Source organism: Citrobacter sp. MGH105 (assembly GCF_001037485.2).
Lineage (GTDB): Bacteria > Pseudomonadota > Gammaproteobacteria > Enterobacterales > Enterobacteriaceae > Citrobacter > Citrobacter portucalensis.
This window is the reverse complement of sequence record NZ_CP073048.1, coordinates 387,938-409,344: the sequence shown is the minus strand read 5'-3', so window position 1 is coordinate 409,344 and position 21,407 is coordinate 387,938. Positions and strand designations below refer to the sequence as shown.

Here is a 21,407-nt window from a genome sequence, read left to right as displayed (position 1 = left end):
AGCGATTGCGCAGATACAAAAAACCGGGAATATCCCGGTTTTTTGCATTTATAGATTCGATGCTCATTCACATGTTATCGCACTCACACTCTCGCGTAAAATACGCAGCACCGTTTCTTCTCCACTTCGGTTTGGATTGATTCGAATCGCATAATCGCCCAGCGACGGATTTGCTTCGCGAAACGTCCCCGAAAGACGATAGAACAGTGGAGGGATCTCATACTTCGACTCTGCTCCCACCGGGTATGGCAGCGCACCTCTCTCTTGTGCCGCTTTCAGCACACGAGCGGCAATCGGCTGGTGAAACTCCACGATCAGCACCTTCGACTGAGCATTGGCAATGACGGCTTTTTTCACCTCGGGCAGCACTCCGCTATTGAGCATCGTCAGCAACCGTTCGGAAACGCCAGCCTGTACCGCATGCATCACCGGAGCGAAAACCAGGCCGCGGAGCACCTCCAGCGCCTGCGCGCCCTGAATCTGGCTGCCACCGGAATAAAGCGTCGCACGGATTTTAGCGATAGCCTCCGCCTTGCCGACCACCGCCCCTACTCCCTCCGGACCAAAGAGCTTGAAGCAGGAAAAGGTAGACAGCGTCGCCCCACATTCACAGCCGATGCCGTCAACTTTCATCACCGCGTAGTTATCGTCGGTTAACGTCGGCACGCCGCACTTTGTTATTTCCGCCAACACCTCGGCTAACACGTAACGATCCTGCGGTTGCTGACGCGTATGCTGCACCAGTGCGGCGTCAGGACGATGCTGCGTAATCGCCTGCGTGATTGTCGGGAGGCAGTTGAAATCCGCCCTGACCAGGGTAATACCCATCTGCTCAATAAGTACCTGCGTTGTGGGATACACAGGCGCATCATGAACCAGCAGACGCTGGCCGGGTTTGAGCAGCGCAGCCAGCCCGGCGCGAATAGCCCCGGTGCCCGCCCCCTGAACCAGCGCTGCGGCCTCAGCATGAAATGCCTCGGCCAGCACCTTTTCCACACGTTGCGTCACCCGAGGCTGATTTAGCCCCGGAGCCAATCCCAAATCACCTCCGGCCAGAAAATCAGCGCCAGGAAAGTGACGGCAAATCGTATCCACCAGCGCAAACTGCTTTTGCTGTGCTTGCGTGAGCGTCAGGCTTTGCAGAGGAAACGTCTTCATGTTTTACGCCTCCTCAGGCCGGAACAAACAGACCAAACCAGTAGAGAATATTCAGTACAATACCGGTGATCATCACCGCCACTACCGGCGCAGCCATCTTCTGTACTGGACGTCCAATCGATTCATTGAGGAAGTAGATCGCTACCGCAATTGAGAAACCGGTGTAGCCTGCCATCTTGATGGCGGCAAAAATCGAACCGATCAACAGTGCCATTTCCATCAGCATATTCATCGCATTACGAATATTGTCCGATGCGTTACGTACTGATGGATAACGCCCCAGCCATTTGCCAATAGAGCGCAGCAGCAGCACTTCCGCTGAAATCACGATAGCGCCAAGGATTGCCGCAATCCACGGATTCGGTGCCAGGTAGCCAACGGAATAAACGAAGGTGAAACCCGCTACCGCGTAAACGCCCGTCGCCAGTGCGGTTGTCGCAATCATCGGTACAAAGCCCAGCCCGCGCATAAACTCCGCCAACGCCGCCTGGTTAACCAGCGTCTGCGACTGCTCCGGCGTAATCCCTGCCGAATAGGCTTTTTCCAGCGTAAAAATTGAGACCTCACTGCCAGCAAAAATTTTCATACTGGCAACGGCGGCAATCAGCGCGCCGACGATGGCAATATACGGCAGGTTTTTAATAATCCGCGAAGTTCGTTCTTCAAAGACCGATAGCCCGCTGGCATCCATCTCCTCATCACCGCGGTGGCGAATATCATGCGTAATGGCGATCGCCAGCAGCATCATCATCCCCACAAAAATCTCAATCGATTCTGGGTTCAGATGCGGGAAGTAACGCACCACCACCACGCGAGTCATCAGTACTACCACCGCCGCGATAATGCTGTGCTTCCAGCCAAACTGGTAGAAAATCGCCACCAGCGGGAAGAGTGCGAATGCGGAAACCACTGGAGAACTCAGTTCACCGAGGCTACCCAGTACATCAACCGGCAGCGCCGTGAGCAAATGGTTCACCGGCAGCAGGCAGGTCAGAATCAATACGCCCCAGATAGCGCCCAGACCGAACGCCAGCAGGCTGTTCATCGCCAGCACGCCGAGAATATCCGTCGGCAGGAACAGCAACCAGGCGTTGAGCAAGCCGGTTTTCAGGGTAAAGGAGATCCCCACCGACGCCACAAAGCCGATACTCAGACCAAACGCGATACTTCCCGCCTCACGGCGATTCATGTACCCCTCGATCAGCTGCGGCAGAATCGGGCGGATGCCGTCATGAAAGACGGCCGCCGAGCGGTGTGCCAGAAGTGACGTCATGCCGGTCAGGCAGGCCACCACCACAATCTGAATATACAGATCCATAGTCATGCCTTTTATTTCAGGTGGTTAACCAGCATCGGAATCGCATGTTCAACATGTTCGACGGAGAGACCAAAAGCCACTTTCCCTTCCGCAACCATTTTTGCGATATGTTCGTCTTTCGCCTTAATACCCGGCTTGGCGATAGTGCAGCTTTTGTTGTAGCCAATCACCGCGATGGCAATCGACAGCGCTGCACCCGCGCCGGTGTTACAAGCGCCGATGTAGTAATCCAGTTGTCCAGATTTCACCTTCATCGCCGCTTCCATATCGTTATGAATGGAGACTTCAAAGCAGCCCGGTGCTGCGGTTTCGATGGTCTTTTTAATCTGCTCACGCTGTAAGCCAGCAACGCCAATCTTTTTCATGATTCTGTCCTTATTGGAAAAATTGTGAGGGGTTATCACGCAACATCGTGTCCACATCGGCCTGGCTGAATCCTGACTGGCGCAACTGTGGGATAAAAGTGGTTAACAGATAGTCATAGCCATTACCGCCATTGGCTTTTAAATGCGAGCGGCGGGTAATATCCATGGAGAGCATCACGCGATTAAGCAGCCCGCGATTACGTAGCTCATGCAGCATGCCAATGCGCTTCTCGTCCGGGTAATAGTTGTTTTTACCGATGGTATCGAATTGCACATACGCACCGAGATCGATCATGCGTAAGATATTGTCGAGGTTATCTTTCAGGTCGCAGTGACCAACGGTTACGCGGGAAAGGTCAACGCCGTGCGCCTGTAGCAACACCAGCTGTTCCACCCCCATCGTGCTAAAAGAGGTATGGGTTGAGATGGGGCGTCCGGTTTCGATGTGTGCCCGCGCCGCGGCGATAAACACCTTCTCTTCAAGCGGCGTAATCACGCCTTCACTGGAGCCGATTTCCGCGATAATTCCGGCCTTTAATTCAGTACCATCAATACCGATGACTATCTCATCGACCATCTCCTGCGCGAGCTGTTCCACGCTGCGGGCCGCAACATGTTCAGGGAAGAACGCATCCTGGTAATAGCCTGTGCAGGCCACGACGTTGATTCCGGTCTCGCGCATCAGGTCGAGCATGAATTGCGGATTACGCCCCATATAGCGGTTGGTCATCTCAATAATGTTGCTGACGCCTAACGCCCGGAGATCCTTCATTTCCTGACAAATGAGATCGTACTGATCTAACCGGCAGTCGAGGTTATTCTTGAACCCGGAGAGATCGATATGCAGATGTTCGTGGACCCAGGTGTAGCCCGTCGGATCAAAGTTCATAAAGTGTCTCCTGTAAGGCGCAATGCCGAGAGAAAAGAACAGCCATTTTGTGGTGCCGCCGCGCCGAAAAATTCACACACCGTAGCGCCAACGTCAGATAACGTCGCCCGGATGCCTAATTGCGCAGGCTCCAGCCCCTGTTGATATACCAATACCGGCACAACTTCCCGGGTATGATGGCTGTGACCAATGGTCGGATCGTTACCGTGATCGGCCATAACCACCAGGCAGTCATTTGGATCCATAGCGGCCAGAAGGCGCGAAAGATTAAGATCGACAAGCTGCAACCGCTCCGCATAACGTGCCACGTCTTCCGCGTGTCCGGCGAGGTCGGTCTCCTGAATGTTGATACAGATAAATACCGTCGACTCAGCGTTAAATTCGTTAAGCGTGATATCCATGATCTGCTGGCTATCCACCAGGTTTTGCCAGCTGCGCCCGTGCGGATTGCCAACGATGTCCGCCACTTTACCGACCAGCACGGTAGGGATTCCGGCGTCATGCAGTTTTTGCGGTACCTGTACCTGCTCATCTACACCAAAACCCATATGCCTGACCTGGAAGCCATTTTCATAGGCGCCGGAGCGTGGGGCGTTAATACCGATAAAGCGTCCCTCTTTGGTCTCGGCTGCATCCAGAATGCGCTGGCTGTCTGCAAGCTGACCGCCAAACGCGATCACGCGCCCAACCTGAACCTGCTCACGCACCACCTGGCCTATCTTTAGCACCTCATCAAACGGGATAACGGCAAGATTGGCGGTAATGTTGTAGACCTGACCTAAATCCGCTTCGAGGTTATCGCCCACCGCAACCGCATCGTTGACCCAAAGAAACGCCAGGTCGTCGCCGCGGCGTTCCACATGCCAGCCCGCAGCTTTCAGCGCCTGTTCAACTCCATCGATGACGTCGCTAAATGGCATCCGCAGCGGGGCCTGAGGCCGTGTGCCTAAAATCTCCTGATGGCCCATAAAGGTATCTCCCCCTTCATGCTGTAGCTCTGCAACGCCCCAGACTGCAGATGCTGAAGGTTTCATCACGCCCGGCGCAAAGCCCAGAGCGTTAATCAGCCCCAACTTCTCAAGCGTTGGCAGCCGTAACTGCGGGAGTTCGCCCAGGATATGACCACAGGTATTCGCTCCGGCATCCTGCGGCCTGACACGCGCGACGTCTTTCATTGCACCAACGCCAAAACTGTCGATTACTAACACCACGAATCGGGCCATTAGTCCTCCAGAATATTGCCGAGACTGTCGTAACGCGCGACGATTTCAGCTGCACCGTGCTGAATACCCGACACCAGCACCACGTCGCTACGCGTCACGAAGATCTGGGTGCGAAAACAGAAGATCACCGCGCTGCTCACCGGAAACTCCCCGGCAACAGGCAGGTAGTAGTCAATACTGCTGTCATCTACGGGTTTTAGCTTCGCTGCGATCGGCGAGTCACTTTCTGGCGTAAAGACCAGCGCATTTTGCGCATGGCCGCGACGGTAATAACCCCCACCGTAGCAATAACTGTCCCCGCGAAAATTGTGCGATACCTCGCTCAGCCAGAGCATCGCGATTCGTTCCGGCTGGTCGCCTTTTTGATTGGAAGGAATAGTGCCTGTCAGTGCATGACCCGGCTCGGCGTGGGTGACGCCATATTCCGCCAGCAGAGGGAGTGACGAACAGCTACTGGCTGACGGCGCGTTAAGTTGCTCAATGGCAATCCCGGCTTCCGCCAACTGACGTCGTGCATTCACCAGCGTGTGCAGATTAGGCGTCGGCATCGTCTGCGCTGAGTTTTCATCCCATAACAGGCAGGGGAAATGGGTCAACCCGCTCAGGCGTAAGCCCGGCAGCCTGCGAATTTCATTGACCACATCCGTCAGATACATCAGCGGAAATCCGCTTTCCTGCCCCGGATAGAGAAAATCATCCTTGTCGTACACTTTCAGCATCACGTTCTGTTCACAGCTGGCCTTCACCGCTGCAGCTGAAACTTCACGCGCTTTCTCCAGCGAGAACAACGTGATGACCTCGGTGCCCTGCGCGACTGCGTCATTGACCAGTCGCGACGGGATCTGCACCAGATGTCCCTGGTGCGCAACCGGTAACCCGGCACGACGCATCACACGACTCTCCTTGTAATCGACAACCACGATGCCTTCATAGCCAAGCTGCAACAGCTTGTCCGCCAGCCACGGGTTACGTCCTACCTGTTTGGTCATCAGATATAGCGAGATGCCATGTTGCCTCGCGACATCCAGCAGACGTTTGCCATTCTCAATAACCTGGTCAACATCAATAACCCAACTGTCAGGTGCGATCTTTCCCTGCTGCCACAACGCGATAGCAGCCGAGATAAGCGTGGGGTTCTGGCGTTTCAATGCCTCTATAAACATTTCTCTGCCTCGTTTCTAATCCTTCAGCTAAATATTCATTTTTTTGAATATTTAGGGTGCAATAGGCTAATTCTCCATGGGTTTTAGACGCCTTCGTTCGCAGCCATCCACAATCCATACAAGTTCGCCAGCATGTAGCCTTCTTCATTCGCGTGCAGCGTCACCGTGAACTCTTTCAGCAACGCCTGATGTACCAGCAAAATAGTTGGCCAGAGATGAGATTGCGTCAGCTCCTCTAACAGCTCACCATCCAGTGCTTCAATCACTTCGCCCTTGCGGCTACGCATTAACGCGCTCGCCATATGGGTCATCGCCATGATTCCTTGCTCATTTTGAATCGGCAAACACCACTCTTCATCCAACCGCCTGACTACTTGCAGCATGCCGCTGCAAATATCCTTGTCGATAACGCCTGCTTCGCACAGCAGGTTAAGCCTGTTTTCCATGTCGTTCGCCTTCACTTAATAACTGGGTTCCTGTTCACCGTTCGCCACACGTTGCTGGTGGGCAAGCAGCGCCTCTTTATTAACAACGGCCCGCAGTAGCTGTTGCATCGGATAATCCTCTGCCCGAGTCAGTACCACGGCCTCCGTGGCCTGAAGAAACCGCGGATCGTTGGTGAGCGGCGTGGCTTCTAATCCCAAAACTGCCAGCTCGGCCTCCGCAACTACGTTCCAGATAACCGCGTCCACATCCCCTTTCGCGATGCGCTGCAAACTCTCGTGATAGGGCATATCGATCAATTCAACGTCACGGTCGCCAAAACAGGCCTCGGTCATGATTTTCTGATCCGCCGAACGGTTATCCAGACCGACACGTTTTACTGTTACAGATTCGCCCTTGCGACAAATCAGCTGGTGCTCGCCAACGTAGGTATGCGGCCCCAGCGCCAACGTGATACGCAATCTGTCCTGGGCAAGGTAACTTTCCGCCGCCAGACGAGAAACCACCGCCATGTCGTAGACGCCGTTTAGCAGGCATTCCACGCGAATATCAGCCCCACGCATGTGTGCGTAATAAAACGGGATCCCGTCGAACTGCGCCTTCAGCCCACTCGCCAGCCCTTCATATAAACGGGTGTAGGGCAGCGGCATCGCACAAACTACGTTATTAATATCTACATGCTTTAGCAGCGTACGGTTATCCATCTCCACCAGATAGCTACCGTTACGTCCGCGACGCTCAATACGGATCGCCCCTGAGGATTCCAGCGTTTTCAACGCGGCCTGGGTTAACCCTACCGATGAGTGACACTCGGCTGCCAGTTCATCAATAGTTTTCAGTCTGTTACCACACTTCTCACCGAGCAGGTAACGGGCCAGGGTTGTCAGCACAACCCCCTCTTTCTTGATAAATGTCCGACGCATTTTATATTTTCAGTAAATTGAATATTTATATCTTCATTAAAGTGAAGATATAACGCAATGAGGAAATATGCAAACGGCGAGGCGCTTCACATTTTTTGAGGTTCACAAACGAGCAGGCGAAAAAAAACCGGGCGTAACCCGGTTTCTTCAGTATCGCAGGGAGCATTACGGCTTGGCGACAAAACCAATCGCTTCGTAAACGGCTTTCAGCGTAACAGATGCGCGGGCGCTGGCTTTTTCCGCACCTTCTTTCATCACTTTCTGCAGGAAAGCTTCATCGTTACGGAAACGGTGATAACGTTCCTGAAGCTCAGTCAGCATACCGGAAACGGCCTCTGCGACTTCACCTTTCAGATGACCATACATTTTGCCTTCGAAGTGCTGTTCCAGCTCCGGAATGCTCTTGCCGGTGACGGCGGAGAGAATATCCAGCAGGTTGGAAACACCCGCTTTGTTCTGCACGTCGTAGCGTACAACCGGCGGCTCTTCAGAGTCGGTCATCGCACGTTTGATTTTCTTAACCACAGATTTCGGATCTTCCAGCAGACCGATCACGTTGTTGCGGTTGTCATCCGACTTGGACATTTTCTTCGTCGGCTCCAGCAGCGACATCACGCGCGCGCCGGATTTAGGAATGAACGGCTCAGGCACTTTGAAGATGTCGCCATACAGGGCATTAAAGCGCTGGGCGATATCGCGGCTCAGTTCCAGATGCTGTTTCTGATCTTCGCCAACCGGTACCTGGTTGGTCTGATACAACAGGATGTCTGCCGCCATCAGTACCGGATAATCAAACAGACCGGCGTTGATGTTCTCCGCATAGCGCGCGGATTTGTCTTTGAACTGGGTCATACGGCTCAGTTCGCCGAAGTAGGTGTAGCAGTTCAGCGCCCAACCTAACTGTGCATGCTCCGGTACGTGAGACTGCACGAAAATGGTGCTTTTTTCAGGATCGATACCGCATGCCAGATACAGCGCCAGCGTATCGAGCGTTGCTTTACGCAGCTGCTGAGCATCCTGACGAACGGTGATGGCATGTTGGTCAACGATGCAGTAGATACAATGGTAGTCATCCTGCATGCTCACCCACTGACGCAGCGCACCCATATAGTTGCCAATGGTCAATTCACCTGAGGGCTGTGCGCCACTAAAAACGATGGGCTTAGTCATTTTTTGATTCCTGATTTTCGCTATGCGGAAGCCCGAGAGCGGGCAGTAGTTCATTAATACGGTCGTAAATAACGTCGGGCTGGCTCAGCGCGATCGACTCGCCGTAGTTGTAGCCATAGGTCAGGCCAACGGACGGACAGCCAGCAGCTTTTGCCGCCTGAATATCATTGCGTGAATCCCCTACGAAGAGCATTTGCTCAGGCTTGATACCAAGCTTACTTGCCACCAGCAGCAGCGGATCCGGATGCGGTTTTTTATTCTGCACGTCGTCACCACCGATGACCACGCTAAAGTACTTGGCGATATCTAATGCTTCGAGCAATGGCGCGACAAACGGGGTCGGTTTGTTGGTCACCAGACCCAGCGGCAATCCTTTCGCATGTAGCGCGCCCAGCGTGTCGGCAACATCAGGGAACAGGAATGTCCCCTCTTCTGCGACATCGCCGTAGTATCTGTCGAACAGCTTACGCAAAATACGTACCTGCTCCTCGGCGGGAATATCATCATCAACGGGTGGTTTACCCATCGTTTTACGTAATGTTGCGCGCTCCTGACGGGACCACGCCAGCGCGCGCTCCATCAGTACATCTGCACCGTTACCAATCCAGGTGATAACGCGTTCTTCTCCAGCAACCGGCAGTTCCAGCGCATACAGCGCCATGTCCACCGCTGCGGCTAATCCCGGCGCGCTGTCGACCAACGTGCCGTCGAGGTCAAATGCAGCACCCCGAATTTCCTGAAACTTATCCATGACTTACCTTCGCCAGTTCATTGCGCATTTCATCAATGACTTTTTTGTAGTCTGGTTGGTCGAAAATGGCGGAGCCTGCGACAAACATATCTGCGCCTGCTGCGGCAATTTCACCAATGTTATTCACTTTGACGCCACCGTCCACTTCGAGGCGGATATCGTAGCCAGATTCATCAATACGACGACGCACTTCGCGCAGCTTATCCAGCGTTTGTGGGATGAAGGACTGTCCGCCAAAGCCTGGGTTAACGGACATTAGCAGGATCACATCGAGCTTATCCATGACGTAGTCCAGATAACTCAGTGGTGTTGCCGGGTTGAATACCAGGCCCGCTTTACAGCCATGCTCTTTGATCAGCTGTAAAGTGCGATCGACATGCTCGGAGGCTTCCGGATGAAAAGTAATGATGCTGGCGCCAGCGGCGGCGAAGTCCGGGACAATACGATCGACCGGTTTCACCATCAGGTGAACATCAATCGGGGCGGTGATGCCATATTTACGCAGCGATTTCAGTACCATCGGTCCGATGGTCAGGTTCGGTACATAGTGATTGTCCATGACGTCGAAGTGCACGACATCGGCACCGGCAGTCAGCGCTCTCGCGGTGTCCTCACCCAGGCGGGCAAAATCAGCCGACAGAATTGAGGGGGCGATCAAATACTGTTTCATCCGCTTCTCCTTGAGATTTATTTCTTCGCAGGCGTTACAACTCCTGGTTTATACAGTGCCAGCAGTTCGTTCACCTTTTTACGCGTGCCGCCATTGCTGCTTATGCTGCGCCGCACTTTGACCTGAAAATGTTTCGCCGCTCGGTACCATTCACGGGTATCGGGCGTATCGTGGTTCGAAATTAACACCGGGATCTGCTTACTGACCAGCTTTTCTGCCATCTCGGCCAAATGCGCTTGCTCTTTCGGGCTAAAGCTGTTGGTGTGATACGCAGTGAAATTTGCCGTCGCCGAAAGTGGTGCATAAGGCGGGTCACAATAGACCACAGAGTTGCTATCCGCACGGTCCATGCACTCTTCATAGGAAAGGCAATGGAACTCCGCATTCTGCGCTTTCTCAGCAAAATGGTACAACTCGGCTTCCGGGAAGTAAGGTTTTTTATAACGCCCAAACGGGACGTTAAACTCGCCGCGCAGGTTATAACGGCACAATCCGTTGTAACCAAAGCGGTTCAGATACAAGAACAGCACTGCTCTGCGGAACGGATCCTCGCTGGCATTAAATTCTTCTCTGAACCGATAGTACACCTCAGCCTGATTGGTTTCAGGCATAAACAGCTCACGCGAAGCCTGCACATACTCATCGGTACGAGTCTTCACGATGTTATAGAGACTGATAAGGTCGCTGTTGATATCGGCAAGAATATAACGAGAAAAGTCGGTGTTGAGAAACACCGACCCGGCACCCACGAAAGGTTCAATCAGGCACTCACCCTGAGGTAAATGCCGTTTGATATCATCAAGCAGGGGGTATTTCCCCCCTGCCCATTTCAAAAAAGCGCGATTTTTTTTCATGCTGACTAACTAATTACACCTTCTCCGGCTGTGGAGAAAGCTCCGACAGCATCCTGCGCTTTAGTCTTTGTCCCGCAATTGGGCGAAACATCAAACCATTGCAGAACATATCCTATCTTACTTCAAATCGGCCTGAACCTGATGCAGCGGTTTTGCCCACGGGTTTTTCGCCTGAATATCAGCGGGTAACGTAGACACTGCACGTTTCGCATCTTCTTTAGACGCATACACGCCTGTCACCAGAACATACCACGGTTGACCGTTACGCGTCGTCTGGTACACCACGTAGTTCTTCAGGTTTTCTTTCTTCGCCCAACCGTTCAGGTTGTCGTAGTTAGAAGAACTGCTGAGCTGCAACGTGTAATGGCTGGACGGCGCAGATTTTAACGCTCCAACATTACCTGCACTTTTCGCTCCGCCAGCAACAGGCGTTGTCGTTGTTGCTGTCGCCGTTGGCGCAGGCGTTGCGGTCTGCGTTGGCGTCGCAGTTGCTTTCGGCTCAGCGGTCGCTTTCGGCGTAGCGGTTACCACAGGTGCTTTAGTTGTGGTGGTCGGCGCGGTAGCAGTTACGGTTGGTTTTGCCTGAGCAACAGGTTTCGGCTCTGTCGGCGTCGCTTTCACCGTAGTTTGCGGTTTGCTCTTCGGCTCAATAACGGCCTGTTTACGTTCCTGGCGCGTAGCAGCAGGACGCTCAGTCGTTTCCGTTTTCGCCGTCTGGCGCGCAGCATTACCATTACGCATCGGCGCAACGGTCGCAGGTTCGGTCGGCAGCGTAGAGTTAACCACTGCGTTGTTAACCTGCTCCTGACCCTGTGGTTGTGTCAGAGCATTGTTCAAATCGCCCTGCACTTCAACACGCTGCTGGCCTTCGGTTGCCGCAGGTGCCTGACCTTGAGTCGGGGTAGAGGAAATCGGTGGCAGGGAAACATCCTGCTGGGTATTGCCAGCGGTCTGCTCAGTGCCCGTTGCAGGTGTCGTTGCGCTCGCCTGATCCGTTGCATTGCTGCCAGAAAGATCGATGCTCTTCTCACCAGATGCTGCCTGCTCATTGGAAGAAGATGAGGGGGCTTTCAGCGCAGAACCAATGCCGATAATCAGCAGCAGCAGTACCAGAACACCCACACCCATCATCATGTATTGGCGGGAGGCAGGTTTGCTGGCGGCTTTCTTACGCTTGCGCGGACGACGTTCTACACGCTCTTCATCCACGGCATCGTCATCAGATTCATACTCTTCTTCAATGTCCTGCTCTTCTTCACGCTCTTTGCGTGCACGTGCAGGACGGCGATCGTCAGCATCCAGATCAACATCATCAAAATTGATTTGCGGCTCATTATCGCGTTCAGACGATTGACGAGAACGACCAGTACGACGATCGCTGGGATCGGGTTTCAGCTCGTCTTCTGGTTTGAATTCATCCATTTAACACCCCACTCAAAGGTTAATGCTTACGACTTTGCACATAACCTGAAGCTAAAAGACCTACGTTTCGCAACGTAAGCCTGACCTTTCTTGTTGTTACGCCTGCTGGCAATCAGCAATAGCGTTAAGAACCACCTCGTGCGACACTCCGCCGCGCACTTCACTCTTCCCTATCGCTCGCGGAAGCACCAAACGAATCTCTCCCGCTAACACTTTTTTATCTCGCAGCATGTGCGGCAGATAAGCCTCGGTGGACATTTCACGCGGCCCATTCACCGGTAAGCCAGCTCGCTGTAACAGCGTAATGATGCGCTGCGTATCAGCGGAGGTGAACTGACCCAAACGTTCTGACGTACGGGCAGCCATTACCATACCTGCTGCGACTGCTTCACCATGTAACCAATTGCCATAACCCATTTCAGCTTCGATCGCATGGCCAAACGTGTGTCCCAGATTCAGTAAAGCACGTAAGCCCATTTCACGCTCGTCTGCTGCGACAACTTCTGCTTTCAGCTCACAACAACGACGGATACAGTACGCCATTGCCGGACCATCCAGACGCAGTAACGCATCCAGATTGTCTTCCAGCCAGCTGAAAAATTCACCGTCAAGAATGATGCCGTATTTGATCACTTCCGCCAGCCCCGATGCCAGCTCACGCGCAGGAAGCGTTTTCAGACAATCGAGATCCACCACCACGGAGGCCGGTTGGTAAAACGCGCCAATCATATTTTTACCGAGGGGATGGTTTACGGCGGTTTTGCCGCCAACGGAGGAGTCGACCTGCGACAACAGAGTTGTCGGGACTTGAATAAAACGAACACCACGTTGATAGCTGGCTGCCGCAAAACCGGTCAGATCGCCAATCACGCCGCCGCCAAGGGCAACTAACGTGGTATCACGACCGTGCGGTTTTTGCAGTAACGCGGTGAAAACCGTATCCAGAACCGTCAGGCTTTTATACTGCTCGCCATCGGGAAGGATAACGCTATCAACGTTAACACCCGCCTGTTCAAGTACGCCGCGAACCTTATCGAGATAAAGGGGAGCCAGGGTTTCGTTGGTCACCAACATAACCTGATCGCCCGATTTCAGCGGTAAGAATGAAGCTGGCTCATTGAACAAACCAGCCGCGATGGTGATAGGGTAACTACGTTCCCCGAGAGTGACTGTGATCCTCTCCATTACGCGACATCCACCTTAGTTACTTGTACCCGCAGACGAGTGTGTATTCAGCCAGAATTAGTTGCTTTCCAACATATGAATAATCTGGTTTGCTACGACTTTTGCGCTCTGATCGTCGGTGCGAATGGTCACGTCAGCAATCTCTTCGTACAGAGGATTGCGTTCGTCAGCCAACGCTTCCAGAACTTCACGAGGCGGTGATTCTACCTGCAGCAGCGGGCGTTTCTTGTCACGTTGAGTACGTGCAAGTTGTTTTTCAATTGTCGTTTCAAGATAGACCACGACGCCACGCGCGGAAAGACGGTTACGTGTTTCACGTGATTTTACAGAGCCACCGCCAGTTGCCAGCACAATACCCTGTTTTTCCGTCAACTCGTTGATGACTTTTTCTTCGCGATCACGGAAGCCGTCTTCACCTTCTACATCGAAGACCCAGCCCACATCAGCTCCGGTTCGTTTCTCAATCTCTTGATCAGAATCGTAAAATTCCATATTGAGTTGTTGAGCTAACTGGCGCCCAATAGTGCTTTTTCCGGCACCCATAGGCCCAACCAGAAAGATATTGCGTTTCTCTGCCATTTTTTCGGTACTACTAAGACTATTCGTTAATGGTAAACCCGCTTCGCAGACACCCAGCGCAGCAGGACATGAACTGAAACCTCATAAGATATTGCGAGAGTCAGACTGAAAATTATCTCAATACTCAAGCGGGTTTGGCAACTGAATAAATCACCAAACCTAACGCATTTCTGGTCGTGGCAGGCATGCTACCCTGCAAACATCAGACCTGGCGACGTATCGCGCAGTCAAATGACACCCAATAAGCCTATGGCTCACCACCGGAAAGGCAAAGCGTATTCACTGCCGCATAAGTAAAGAAAAGTACCGACGCTCAAATCGGTACTCCTTGTATGCTAAATACACCCTCACGTCAAATCCCTGAAACGTGTTCAGTGCAAAAACAACGGCTTTTCATGCATAAGTTATTCCGTTGAAACCAGTCTGGGCGTAATAAAGACCACTAATTCGCGCCGTTCGTCTTCTTTACCATCATGGCGAAAAAGAGAGCCAAGCCAGGGAATGTCGCCTAATAGCGGCACGCTGTCGGCTGCGGATTTATTCTTATGTGAAAAAATCCCGCCAAGCGCAATCGTCTCGCCGCTTTTTACCTCGACCTGCGTTTCAATCTCCTGCTTGTCGATAGCCAACACTTCGCCATCTGCCTGCTGTAGAACCTGTCCGGGAACATTCTGGCTGATATGCAGTTTCAGCCTGATTCTCCCTTTCTGCAACACCGTTGGTGTTACCTCCATCCCCAGTACCGCTTCCTTGAATTCGACGGATGTCGCACCGCTTTCACCGCTGGAGACCTGATAAGGGATCTCACTGCCCTGCTTAATACTGGCAGGTTGCAGGTGAGATGCCAGTAATCGTGGACTGGCGATGATATCCAACTGCTGTTTTTGCTCCAGCGCAGACAACTCCAGTTCCAGTAAACGACCGTTAATACGGCCAATGTTAAATCCCACACGGGATGTGGCGGTGGCTACAGAAAGGTCGCTGGCGAGCGTCGTGACATTCCCAACCGCCCCCGAGTGTTGTGCGTCAGCCAGCGACCACTTCACTCCCAGCTCGCGCAAACTTTTTTCATTAATAGTCACGATATGCGCCGCCAGTTCGACCTGGGCAACCGGCAAATCCATTTCCGATACCCACTTTTCCAGGGTGTTAAGCGCAACGCTATTATCACGCAGCAGTAATCGGTTGGTCCGTTTATCCACCGTCATGCTTCCCTTGGCACTGAGCAGCTTTTCTCCTGCTTTTGCCAGCTCGGCAGCATCGGCATAGTGCAAAATAATGCTGCGCTGCTCCAGCGGCATACTGGCCTGAATCCGCGCCTGTTCATTGTCCTGGCGGGCCGCATTTTCACTCTGCCATTGAACAGAATGTACATGCAGGATGTTTCCCTCCTGGCGTAATACCAGTCCGGCACTTTTTACCACCGTCTGCAATGCCTGCTTCCAGGGGACATCCGTCAAATGCAGCGACAGCACACCGCTGACATCTGGCGAAACCACCAGGTTTTTCTGTTCCTGTTCAGCCAGCGCCTGCAATACCTGAGTAACCGGCACATCATCGACCACCAGCGTCACGTTTTGCGGTTTCGTCGCCAGCGCGCTCGTTATCCCGACCACCAGCGCTATTACTATCCACGCTATCCATCGCTTCATTTACCGCTCCTTGTCGTTGCCACTGCCACCGCGGCGGTTCGCAGTTTTTTTCTGTGTCGAGGGTTATGTTCTGGGCCGTTATCTGCGTAATCGTCCAACCGTTTTTCAGGACGTCATTTGGCTTAACCCGCCGCCATTTTTTCTGGCTATCCTGAACGATGCCAATGGGTCGCGTGCCCTGGCTCACCATGCCCTGAAAACGCCATGTCGACAGCTCAGCAATTTGGCAACGGTCCTCCGGCGGCAGGAAGGGATTACGCATACCGGTGAGCATCAGTACGCTTACGCATATCAACAGCCAGCGTTCAACCGTCATTCAGACGCTCCAGCTGTAGCGTTAGCAGCAGCTCCGTGTCTTCTGCGCTAAGCGAAAATCGGCTGACGTTCATCCCCTGATCCGCCAACTGGACAAACGTCAGCGGGATAGCATCCCAGGCCGATATCAGCGCCATCTCTCCGCCTTGCGCAGAGGGTTGCCAGTGGATAAGACGAGTAAGTGAAGTCTGAAACAGTAGTGGAGAGAACAGGGTCAGTTTCTCTTCCGGCTCTGCTGGTGATGCCGCTAACAGATAGACATCTCTCCATTGCATCTGAATAGCTGCCCGTTGCTGGACCAGCGTCTCGCGTTGCATCGTCCGCTCCCGCGCTACGGGATAAAGACATAACGTCACCAGTATGAGTAGCCCCAACATCCAGCCGCACCAGCAGATGAGTCGAAAGCGCGGCGACTGCGCTAACCAGACATCACAGAGCGTTATCATGCGCGCCGCTCCGTGTCAGTCGATAGTGGAATTGCCAGCGTCCCTGCGCATCCTGCTGCGTTTCACCGGGGCTGCTCAACTGAAATAATGGCTGCTGGCGTAATTGCGCTTCCAGAGTCTTCAGCGCGGCAAAGTTCAGCGTGTTTCCCGTCAGTTCCAGCGTGTCCTGCTGCCATGCCATTTTTGTTAACCACGCCTGCTCAGGCAGTAATTCCGCCAGCTCTTGCAAAACCGACTGCCAGCTTCGGGTCTGCTCACGCTGTTTGTTCCGTGCCTGCACCTGTTGCCATCGTTGCTGGCGCTGCTGCATACGCGGCTTTAGCGCCATTAAGGCCTCGACACGCGTCTTTTCGGCATCTGCCAGCAACAATTCAGCCCGATTTTCTACACTCAACACGCTGTAATAGCGCAACAACACGCCAGTACTAAGCAGTAGCGAAGCGCTAAATAAGATGCCCCAGAAGCGCAGGCAAGCGTAACGCCGAGTCTGACGCCAGGGCAGAAGATTAATGGTCGCTATCATCGGTACGCGCCTCCCATAGCGAGTCCCAGCGCAATGGCGAAGTGATGACTTTGCGTTGGAATGGGCGGCTGGCGTACAGACACGGCGCTCAAAGGATCGAAGCCGCCAGGGGAGCATTGCGCAATGGCTGTCGTGGGCAGAGATAATGTCGTGGCAAGCTCATCGATACTGCCAATATCGCCCGTTGATTTACGTCCCCATGCCGAACGGGTCGCCCATAACCACTGGGCGTCATCACGCCATACCAGACACTGCTGATGCTCTGGCAAGAAGGGAATAAATCGCTGTAACGCGCTGGCATCCGGTGTAATCGCCGTAACCTGCACCTTCAGGGTTTGGATAAGCGTCAGAAGCGCTGAAATCTCTTTGCTTTGCGCAGCAGTGACGTTAAACGCCGAGCTCAACGTGTCTTCGCTATAATCAAAATGCAGCGCATCCGGCGCCATATCCAGTTCACGCGCCATCGAACCAGACAACCATGCGGTTTGCTCTGGCTCGCGTAACGTCATTGTCGGACGAGGAAACTTTTTTTGTAACGTCCTGTTGGCGGGAAAAGAGAGATGAATATGGTGTCGGCGAGGAAGCTCCCGGCTCCACGGCAGCAGCGCGGCGACCAGCTGTTCAGGCTCGCGAATGTGGCCATCGACGATAGCCTGAGGCGTCAGCGGTATACGCCACCAGCGTTGCAGATACCAACCTGATGCTTCGCGAACGATAGCGACAGCCAGCGCTTCATGTTGCTGAATATGCAGACCAATTTTCCAGATATTGAAAGCCATTGCTGATGATCTCCTTATCACCCGTCGCTTTAACGGGTATATCAATGCGTCTGGCTTGCCTTTATACTACCGCGCGTTTGTTTATAAACTGCCCAAATGCCACTAAATGGGAAATCTCCAGTGAAGTTCGTAAAGTATTTATTAATCCTTGCAGTATGTTGCATCCTGCTGGGAGCAGGCTCGATTTATGGCCTTTATCGCTATATCGAGCCGCAATTACCTGACGTCGCGACGCTCAAAGATGTGCGTTTACAGATCCCGATGCAGGTTTACAGCGCTGACGGCGAGCTAATCGCGCAATATGGCGAGAAACGTCGAATCCCGGTCACGCTGGATCAGATGCCGCCGGTAATGGTTAAAGCCTTTATCGCCACAGAAGACAGCCGCTTTTATGAGCACCATGGGGTAGACCCGGTGGGGATCTTCCGTGCGGCCAGCGTCGCATTGTTCTCTGGTCACGCGTCGCAAGGGGCGAGTACCATTACCCAACAGTTGGCGAGAAACTTCTTCCTGAGCCCGGAACGTACGCTGATGCGTAAGATCAAAGAAGTGTTCCTGGCGATCCGCATTGAACAACTGCTGAGTAAAGATGAGATCCTCGAACTGTATCTGAACAAGATCTATCTGGGGTATCGCGCCTATGGCGTGGGTGCTGCCGCGCAGGTCTATTTCGGTAAGACGGTGGATCAACTCAGCTTAAGTGAAATTGCGGTGATTGCTGGTCTGCCAAAAGCTCCGTCAACCTTCAACCCGCTCTATTCGATGGACCGTGCAACCGCGCGACGTAACGTTGTACTGTCGCGTATGTTGAGCGAAAACTACATCACGCAGGCCCAGTACGATCAGGCGCGCGGCGAGGCCATTGACGCTAACTACCACGCGCCGGAAATCGCTTTCTCTGCACCGTATCTGTCTGAAATGGTGCGCCAGGAGATGTATAACCGTTATGGCGAGAAAGCCTATGAAGACGGGTATCGCATCACCACCACCATTACGCGCAAAGTACAGCAGGCAGCTCAGCAGGCAGTACGTAACAACGTGATGGATTACGACATGCGCCACGGCTACCGCGGCCCGTCGAACGTGCTGTGGAAAGTGGGCGAAAGCAGTTGGGACAGCAAGAAAATTACCGATACGCTGAAAGCGCTGCCGACTTATGGCCCCCTGCTGCCGGCGGTTGTTACCAGCGCCAATCCACAGGAAGCCATTGCCGCGCTGGCGGATGGTACATCAGTGTCATTACGGATGGATGGTATGCGCTGGGCGCGTCCTTACCGTTCGGATACTCAACAAGGCCCAACGCCGCGTAAAGTGACCGACGTAGTACAGACTGGTCAGCAAATCTGGGTACGCCAGGTGGGAGATGCCTGGTGGCTGGCGCAAGTGCCGGACGTCAACTCCGCCCTGGTCTCCATCAATCCACAAAACGGCGCGGTGCTGGCGCTGGTTGGTGGTTTTGACTTCAACCAGAGCAAGTTTAACCGTGCAACCCAGGCGTTACGCCAGGTGGGCTCCAACATCAAGCCATTCCTGTATACCGCCGCGATGGATAAAGGTCTGACGCTGGCGAGCATGCTCAACGACGTGCCAATCTCCCGCTGGGATGCCGGTGCTGGTTCTGACTGGCAGCCGAAGAACTCCCCGCCGCAGTACGCCGGTCCTATCCGCTTACGTCAGGGGCTGGGTCAGTCGAAAAACGTAGTGATGGTACGCGCCATGCGCGCTATGGGCGTGGATTACGCGGCAGAGTATTTGCAACGTTTCGGGTTCCCGGCACAGAACATTGTGCATACCGAGTCACTGGCGCTGGGTTCGGCTTCGTTCACGCCGTTGCAGGTGGCGCGCGGTTACGCGGTGATGTCTAATGGCGGCTTCCTGGTCGATCCGTATTTCATCAGTAAGATTGAAAGCGATATGGGCGGCGTTATCTTCGAAGCGAAGCCGAAAATTGCCTGCCCGGAATGCGATATTCCGGTGATATATGGCGATACCCAGAAATCTAATGTGCTGGAAAACAGTAACGTAGAAGATGTCGCCGTCTCGCAAGAACAGCAGAATGCCGCCGTGCCTATGCCGCAACTTGAGCAGGCAAACCAGGCTCTGGTCGCGCAAAGCGGCACACAGGAGTACGCTCCGCACGTGATCAACACGCCGCTGGCCTTCCTGATTAAAAGCGCGCTGAACACCAATATCTTTGGTGAACCAGGCTGGATGGGAACCGGTTGGCGCGCAGGTCGCGATTTACAGCGTCATGATATCGGTGGGAAAACCGGGACCACCAACAGCTCTAAAGATGCGTGGTTCTCCGGTTACGGACCAGGGGTAGTAACGTCGGTATGGATCGGCTTTGATGACCATCGCCGCAACCTTGGTCATACAACGGCTTCCGGCGCGATCAAAGACCAAATCTCCGGCTACGAAGGCGGTGCGAAGAGTGCACAGCCTGCATGGGATGCTTACATGAAATCCGTGCTGGAAGGTGTGCCTGAACAACCGCTGACGCCACCACCGGGTATCGTGACGGTCAATATCGATCGCAGTACCGGTCAACTGGCGAGCGGCGGTAACAGCCGTGCAGAGTATTTCATTGAAGGTACTCAGCCAACGCAGCAGGCGGTACACGAGGTAGGGACAACCATTATCGATAATGGTGAGACACACGAACTGTTCTGATCGATTGCCGGATGGCGCTTCGCTTATCCGGCCTACAATTTCGGTACAATTATTTGATCTTCCTGAATTTTGTAGGCTGGATAAGGTATCAGTTGGCAATCGTAATTAAAGCCGTCCCTGCCCTTTCAGCCATTCACGGACGAGGAACAGCGCACTGACATTACGTGCTTCATGAAAATCAGGATCTTCCAGCAGGTCCATCAAATGCGCCAGCGGCCAGCGCACCTGCGGTAATGGCTCGGGTTCATCACCCTCCAGCGATTCAGGATATAAGTCCTCTGCCACCACGATGTTCATCTTGCTGGAGAAATAAGATGGCGCCATGCTGAGTTTCTTTAAAAACGTCAGATCTTTTGCGCCAAACCCCACCTCTTCTTTCAGCTCCCGATTCGCCGCCTCAAACACGCTTTCGCCAGGATCGATTAATCCCTTGGAAAAACCCAGTTCGTAGGACTCCGTCCCGACCGCGTACTCGCGAATAAGGATCAGATGGTCGTCAACAATCGGCACAATCATTACCGCTTCACGCGTGGATGGACGCATACGTTCATAAACGCGGCGTACGCCATTGCTGAACTCAAGGTCCACGCTTTCGACCTTAAACAGCCGGGATTGGGCGACGGTTTCCACTTTCAAAATCGTGGGTTTCTGTAATGATTTGCTCATTGTGAGGATCTATGCTGTGAAATCTGGGGTTATTGTGCGATATACCGCACGGTTTCGGCAATGTGAATTGCCGTTTATTTACATTTATGTAACGTACTAAAAGTTAATCCCTATTTCAAATTAAAAGTCAATAGGTTGAAATAACTCCAGGAATTTGCTGATATTCCATTTTTGGTGATTTTGCTATGATTCGCATTTACTGGGCTGTACTTAAAGATGCTCAAGTTCGACTCCACACT

General features: G+C 53.3%; 22 protein-coding genes. 1 reads left to right on the top strand and 21 read right to left on the bottom strand.

Annotation, left to right across the window (positions count from 1 at the left end; genetic code table 11):
- Positions 1–63 precede the first annotated feature (63 nt).
- The 20 genes from SK35_RS01890 to SK35_RS01795 form a co-directional block, all read right to left on the bottom strand.
- On the bottom strand, positions 64–1,158 hold the full coding sequence (locus SK35_RS01890; protein ID WP_048215415.1) for an aminotransferase class V-fold PLP-dependent enzyme: 1,095 nt from the start codon (positions 1,156–1,158) through the stop codon (positions 64–66).
- A gap of 13 nt (positions 1,159–1,171) precedes the next feature.
- Entirely contained in the window at positions 1,172–2,476 is a 1,305-nt protein-coding gene (locus SK35_RS01885; RefSeq protein WP_008786313.1) for a YhfT family protein, read from the bottom strand.
- 11 nt (positions 2,477–2,487) lie between these two features.
- Positions 2,488–2,841: a DUF2620 domain-containing protein gene (locus tag SK35_RS01880; RefSeq protein WP_003023576.1), complete on the bottom strand. Its 354-nt coding sequence runs from the start codon at positions 2,839–2,841 to the stop codon at positions 2,488–2,490.
- A 10-nt stretch (positions 2,842–2,851) separates the two neighbouring features.
- Positions 2,852–3,730, bottom strand: a complete 879-nt coding sequence (locus tag SK35_RS01875; protein WP_048215414.1) for a phosphotriesterase-related protein — start codon at positions 3,728–3,730, stop codon at positions 2,852–2,854.
- A complete protein-coding gene (locus SK35_RS01870; protein WP_048215413.1) occupies positions 3,727–4,953 on the bottom strand; it encodes a phosphopentomutase in 1,227 nt (408 codons plus the stop codon). The genes SK35_RS01875 and SK35_RS01870 overlap by 4 nt, the downstream gene beginning before the upstream one ends.
- Positions 4,953–6,116 carry a YhfX family PLP-dependent enzyme gene (locus SK35_RS01865; protein WP_048215412.1) on the bottom strand — a complete coding sequence of 388 codons (1,164 nt, stop codon included), beginning with the start codon at positions 6,114–6,116 and terminating at the stop codon, positions 4,953–4,955. Before SK35_RS01865 ends, SK35_RS01870 begins: the two co-directional genes overlap by 1 nt.
- An 83-nt stretch (positions 6,117–6,199) precedes the next feature.
- Positions 6,200–6,562 carry a hypothetical protein gene (locus tag SK35_RS01860; protein ID WP_048215411.1) on the bottom strand — a complete coding sequence of 121 codons (363 nt, stop codon included), beginning with the start codon at positions 6,560–6,562 and terminating at the stop codon, positions 6,200–6,202.
- Between the two features lie 15 nt (positions 6,563–6,577).
- A complete protein-coding gene (yhfZ, locus tag SK35_RS01855) occupies positions 6,578–7,483 on the bottom strand; it encodes a GntR family transcriptional regulator YhfZ (RefSeq protein ID WP_048215410.1) in 906 nt (301 codons plus the stop codon).
- A gap of 165 nt (positions 7,484–7,648) precedes the next feature.
- Entirely contained in the window at positions 7,649–8,653 is a 1,005-nt protein-coding gene (gene trpS / locus SK35_RS01850; RefSeq protein WP_003827687.1) for a tryptophan--tRNA ligase, read from the bottom strand.
- A complete protein-coding gene (gene gph, locus SK35_RS01845; protein WP_048215409.1) occupies positions 8,646–9,404 on the bottom strand; it encodes a phosphoglycolate phosphatase in 759 nt (252 codons plus the stop codon). The genes trpS and gph overlap by 8 nt, the downstream gene beginning before the upstream one ends.
- Positions 9,397–10,074 carry a ribulose-phosphate 3-epimerase gene (gene rpe, locus SK35_RS01840; RefSeq protein WP_003023561.1) on the bottom strand — a complete coding sequence of 226 codons (678 nt, stop codon included), beginning with the start codon at positions 10,072–10,074 and terminating at the stop codon, positions 9,397–9,399. Before rpe ends, gph begins: the two co-directional genes overlap by 8 nt.
- A gap of 17 nt (positions 10,075–10,091) precedes the next feature.
- The gene (gene dam, locus SK35_RS01835; protein ID WP_048215408.1) at positions 10,092–10,928 is read right to left on the bottom strand and encodes an adenine-specific DNA-methyltransferase; all 837 of its coding nucleotides are present in this window, start codon (positions 10,926–10,928) and stop codon (positions 10,092–10,094) included.
- A gap of 117 nt (positions 10,929–11,045) precedes the next feature.
- Positions 11,046–12,350, bottom strand: a complete 1,305-nt coding sequence (damX, locus tag SK35_RS01830) for a cell division protein DamX (RefSeq protein WP_008786321.1) — start codon at positions 12,348–12,350, stop codon at positions 11,046–11,048.
- Positions 12,351–12,446: 96 nt separating this feature from the next.
- Positions 12,447–13,535 (bottom strand): 3-dehydroquinate synthase, encoded by a 1,089-nt coding sequence (gene aroB / locus SK35_RS01825; RefSeq protein WP_003827681.1) that lies wholly within the window; start codon positions 13,533–13,535, stop codon positions 12,447–12,449.
- 57 nt (positions 13,536–13,592) lie between these two features.
- The gene (gene aroK / locus SK35_RS01820) at positions 13,593–14,114 is read right to left on the bottom strand and encodes a shikimate kinase AroK (RefSeq protein ID WP_003023552.1); all 522 of its coding nucleotides are present in this window, start codon (positions 14,112–14,114) and stop codon (positions 13,593–13,595) included.
- A 404-nt stretch (positions 14,115–14,518) separates the two neighbouring features.
- Positions 14,519–15,766 carry a DNA uptake porin HofQ gene (gene hofQ, locus SK35_RS01815; RefSeq protein WP_075551229.1) on the bottom strand — a complete coding sequence of 416 codons (1,248 nt, stop codon included), beginning with the start codon at positions 15,764–15,766 and terminating at the stop codon, positions 14,519–14,521.
- On the bottom strand, positions 15,669–16,082 hold the full coding sequence (locus SK35_RS01810) for a HofP DNA utilization family protein (RefSeq protein WP_048215406.1): 414 nt from the start codon (positions 16,080–16,082) through the stop codon (positions 15,669–15,671). Before SK35_RS01810 ends, hofQ begins: the two co-directional genes overlap by 98 nt.
- Positions 16,072–16,527: a HofO family protein gene (locus SK35_RS01805; RefSeq protein ID WP_048215405.1), complete on the bottom strand. Its 456-nt coding sequence runs from the start codon at positions 16,525–16,527 to the stop codon at positions 16,072–16,074. Before SK35_RS01805 ends, SK35_RS01810 begins: the two co-directional genes overlap by 11 nt.
- A complete protein-coding gene (locus tag SK35_RS01800; protein WP_048215404.1) occupies positions 16,511–17,050 on the bottom strand; it encodes a PilN domain-containing protein in 540 nt (179 codons plus the stop codon). The genes SK35_RS01805 and SK35_RS01800 overlap by 17 nt, the downstream gene beginning before the upstream one ends.
- The gene (locus tag SK35_RS01795; RefSeq protein ID WP_048215403.1) at positions 17,047–17,829 is read right to left on the bottom strand and encodes a hypothetical protein; all 783 of its coding nucleotides are present in this window, start codon (positions 17,827–17,829) and stop codon (positions 17,047–17,049) included. Before SK35_RS01795 ends, SK35_RS01800 begins: the two co-directional genes overlap by 4 nt.
- Positions 17,830–17,949: 120 nt before the next feature.
- On the opposite strand from SK35_RS01795, the gene mrcA reads away from it, so the two are divergent.
- A complete protein-coding gene (gene mrcA, locus SK35_RS01790) occupies positions 17,950–20,502 on the top strand; it encodes a peptidoglycan glycosyltransferase/peptidoglycan DD-transpeptidase MrcA (RefSeq protein ID WP_003827669.1) in 2,553 nt (850 codons plus the stop codon).
- Between the two features lie 105 nt (positions 20,503–20,607).
- Here the strand turns inward: mrcA and nudE are convergent, their stop codons facing one another.
- The gene (gene nudE / locus SK35_RS01785) at positions 20,608–21,168 is read right to left on the bottom strand and encodes an ADP compounds hydrolase NudE (protein ID WP_003827667.1); all 561 of its coding nucleotides are present in this window, start codon (positions 21,166–21,168) and stop codon (positions 20,608–20,610) included.
- Between the last annotated feature and the right edge of the window lie 239 nt (positions 21,169–21,407).

Coding starts and splice junctions, on each gene's coding strand:
- SK35_RS01890 (WP_048215415.1), bottom strand. CDS start 1,158: ATGAAGACGTTTCCTCTGCAAAGCCTGACGCTCACGCAAGCACAGCAA.
- SK35_RS01885 (WP_008786313.1), bottom strand. CDS start 2,476: ATGGATCTGTATATTCAGATTGTGGTGGTGGCCTGCCTGACCGGCATG.
- SK35_RS01880 (WP_003023576.1), bottom strand. CDS start 2,841: ATGAAAAAGATTGGCGTTGCTGGCTTACAGCGTGAGCAGATTAAAAAG.
- SK35_RS01875 (WP_048215414.1), bottom strand. CDS start 3,730: ATGAACTTTGATCCGACGGGCTACACCTGGGTCCACGAACATCTGCAT.
- SK35_RS01870 (WP_048215413.1), bottom strand. CDS start 4,953: ATGGCCCGATTCGTGGTGTTAGTAATCGACAGTTTTGGCGTTGGTGCA.
- SK35_RS01865 (WP_048215412.1), bottom strand. CDS start 6,116: ATGTTTATAGAGGCATTGAAACGCCAGAACCCCACGCTTATCTCGGCT.
- SK35_RS01860 (WP_048215411.1), bottom strand. CDS start 6,562: ATGGAAAACAGGCTTAACCTGCTGTGCGAAGCAGGCGTTATCGACAAG.
- yhfZ (WP_048215410.1), bottom strand. CDS start 7,483: ATGCGTCGGACATTTATCAAGAAAGAGGGGGTTGTGCTGACAACCCTG.
- trpS (WP_003827687.1), bottom strand. CDS start 8,653: ATGACTAAGCCCATCGTTTTTAGTGGCGCACAGCCCTCAGGTGAATTG.
- gph (WP_048215409.1), bottom strand. CDS start 9,404: ATGGATAAGTTTCAGGAAATTCGGGGTGCTGCATTTGACCTCGACGGC.
- rpe (WP_003023561.1), bottom strand. CDS start 10,074: ATGAAACAGTATTTGATCGCCCCCTCAATTCTGTCGGCTGATTTTGCC.
- dam (WP_048215408.1), bottom strand. CDS start 10,928: ATGAAAAAAAATCGCGCTTTTTTGAAATGGGCAGGGGGGAAATACCCC.
- damX (WP_008786321.1), bottom strand. CDS start 12,350: ATGGATGAATTCAAACCAGAAGACGAGCTGAAACCCGATCCCAGCGAT.
- aroB (WP_003827681.1), bottom strand. CDS start 13,535: ATGGAGAGGATCACAGTCACTCTCGGGGAACGTAGTTACCCTATCACC.
- aroK (WP_003023552.1), bottom strand. CDS start 14,114: ATGGCAGAGAAACGCAATATCTTTCTGGTTGGGCCTATGGGTGCCGGA.
- hofQ (WP_075551229.1), bottom strand. CDS start 15,766: ATGAAGCGATGGATAGCGTGGATAGTAATAGCGCTGGTGGTCGGGATA.
- SK35_RS01810 (WP_048215406.1), bottom strand. CDS start 16,082: ATGACGGTTGAACGCTGGCTGTTGATATGCGTAAGCGTACTGATGCTC.
- SK35_RS01805 (WP_048215405.1), bottom strand. CDS start 16,527: ATGATAACGCTCTGTGATGTCTGGTTAGCGCAGTCGCCGCGCTTTCGA.
- SK35_RS01800 (WP_048215404.1), bottom strand. CDS start 17,050: ATGATAGCGACCATTAATCTTCTGCCCTGGCGTCAGACTCGGCGTTAC.
- SK35_RS01795 (WP_048215403.1), bottom strand. CDS start 17,829: ATGGCTTTCAATATCTGGAAAATTGGTCTGCATATTCAGCAACATGAA.
- nudE (WP_003827667.1), bottom strand. CDS start 21,168: ATGAGCAAATCATTACAGAAACCCACGATTTTGAAAGTGGAAACCGTC.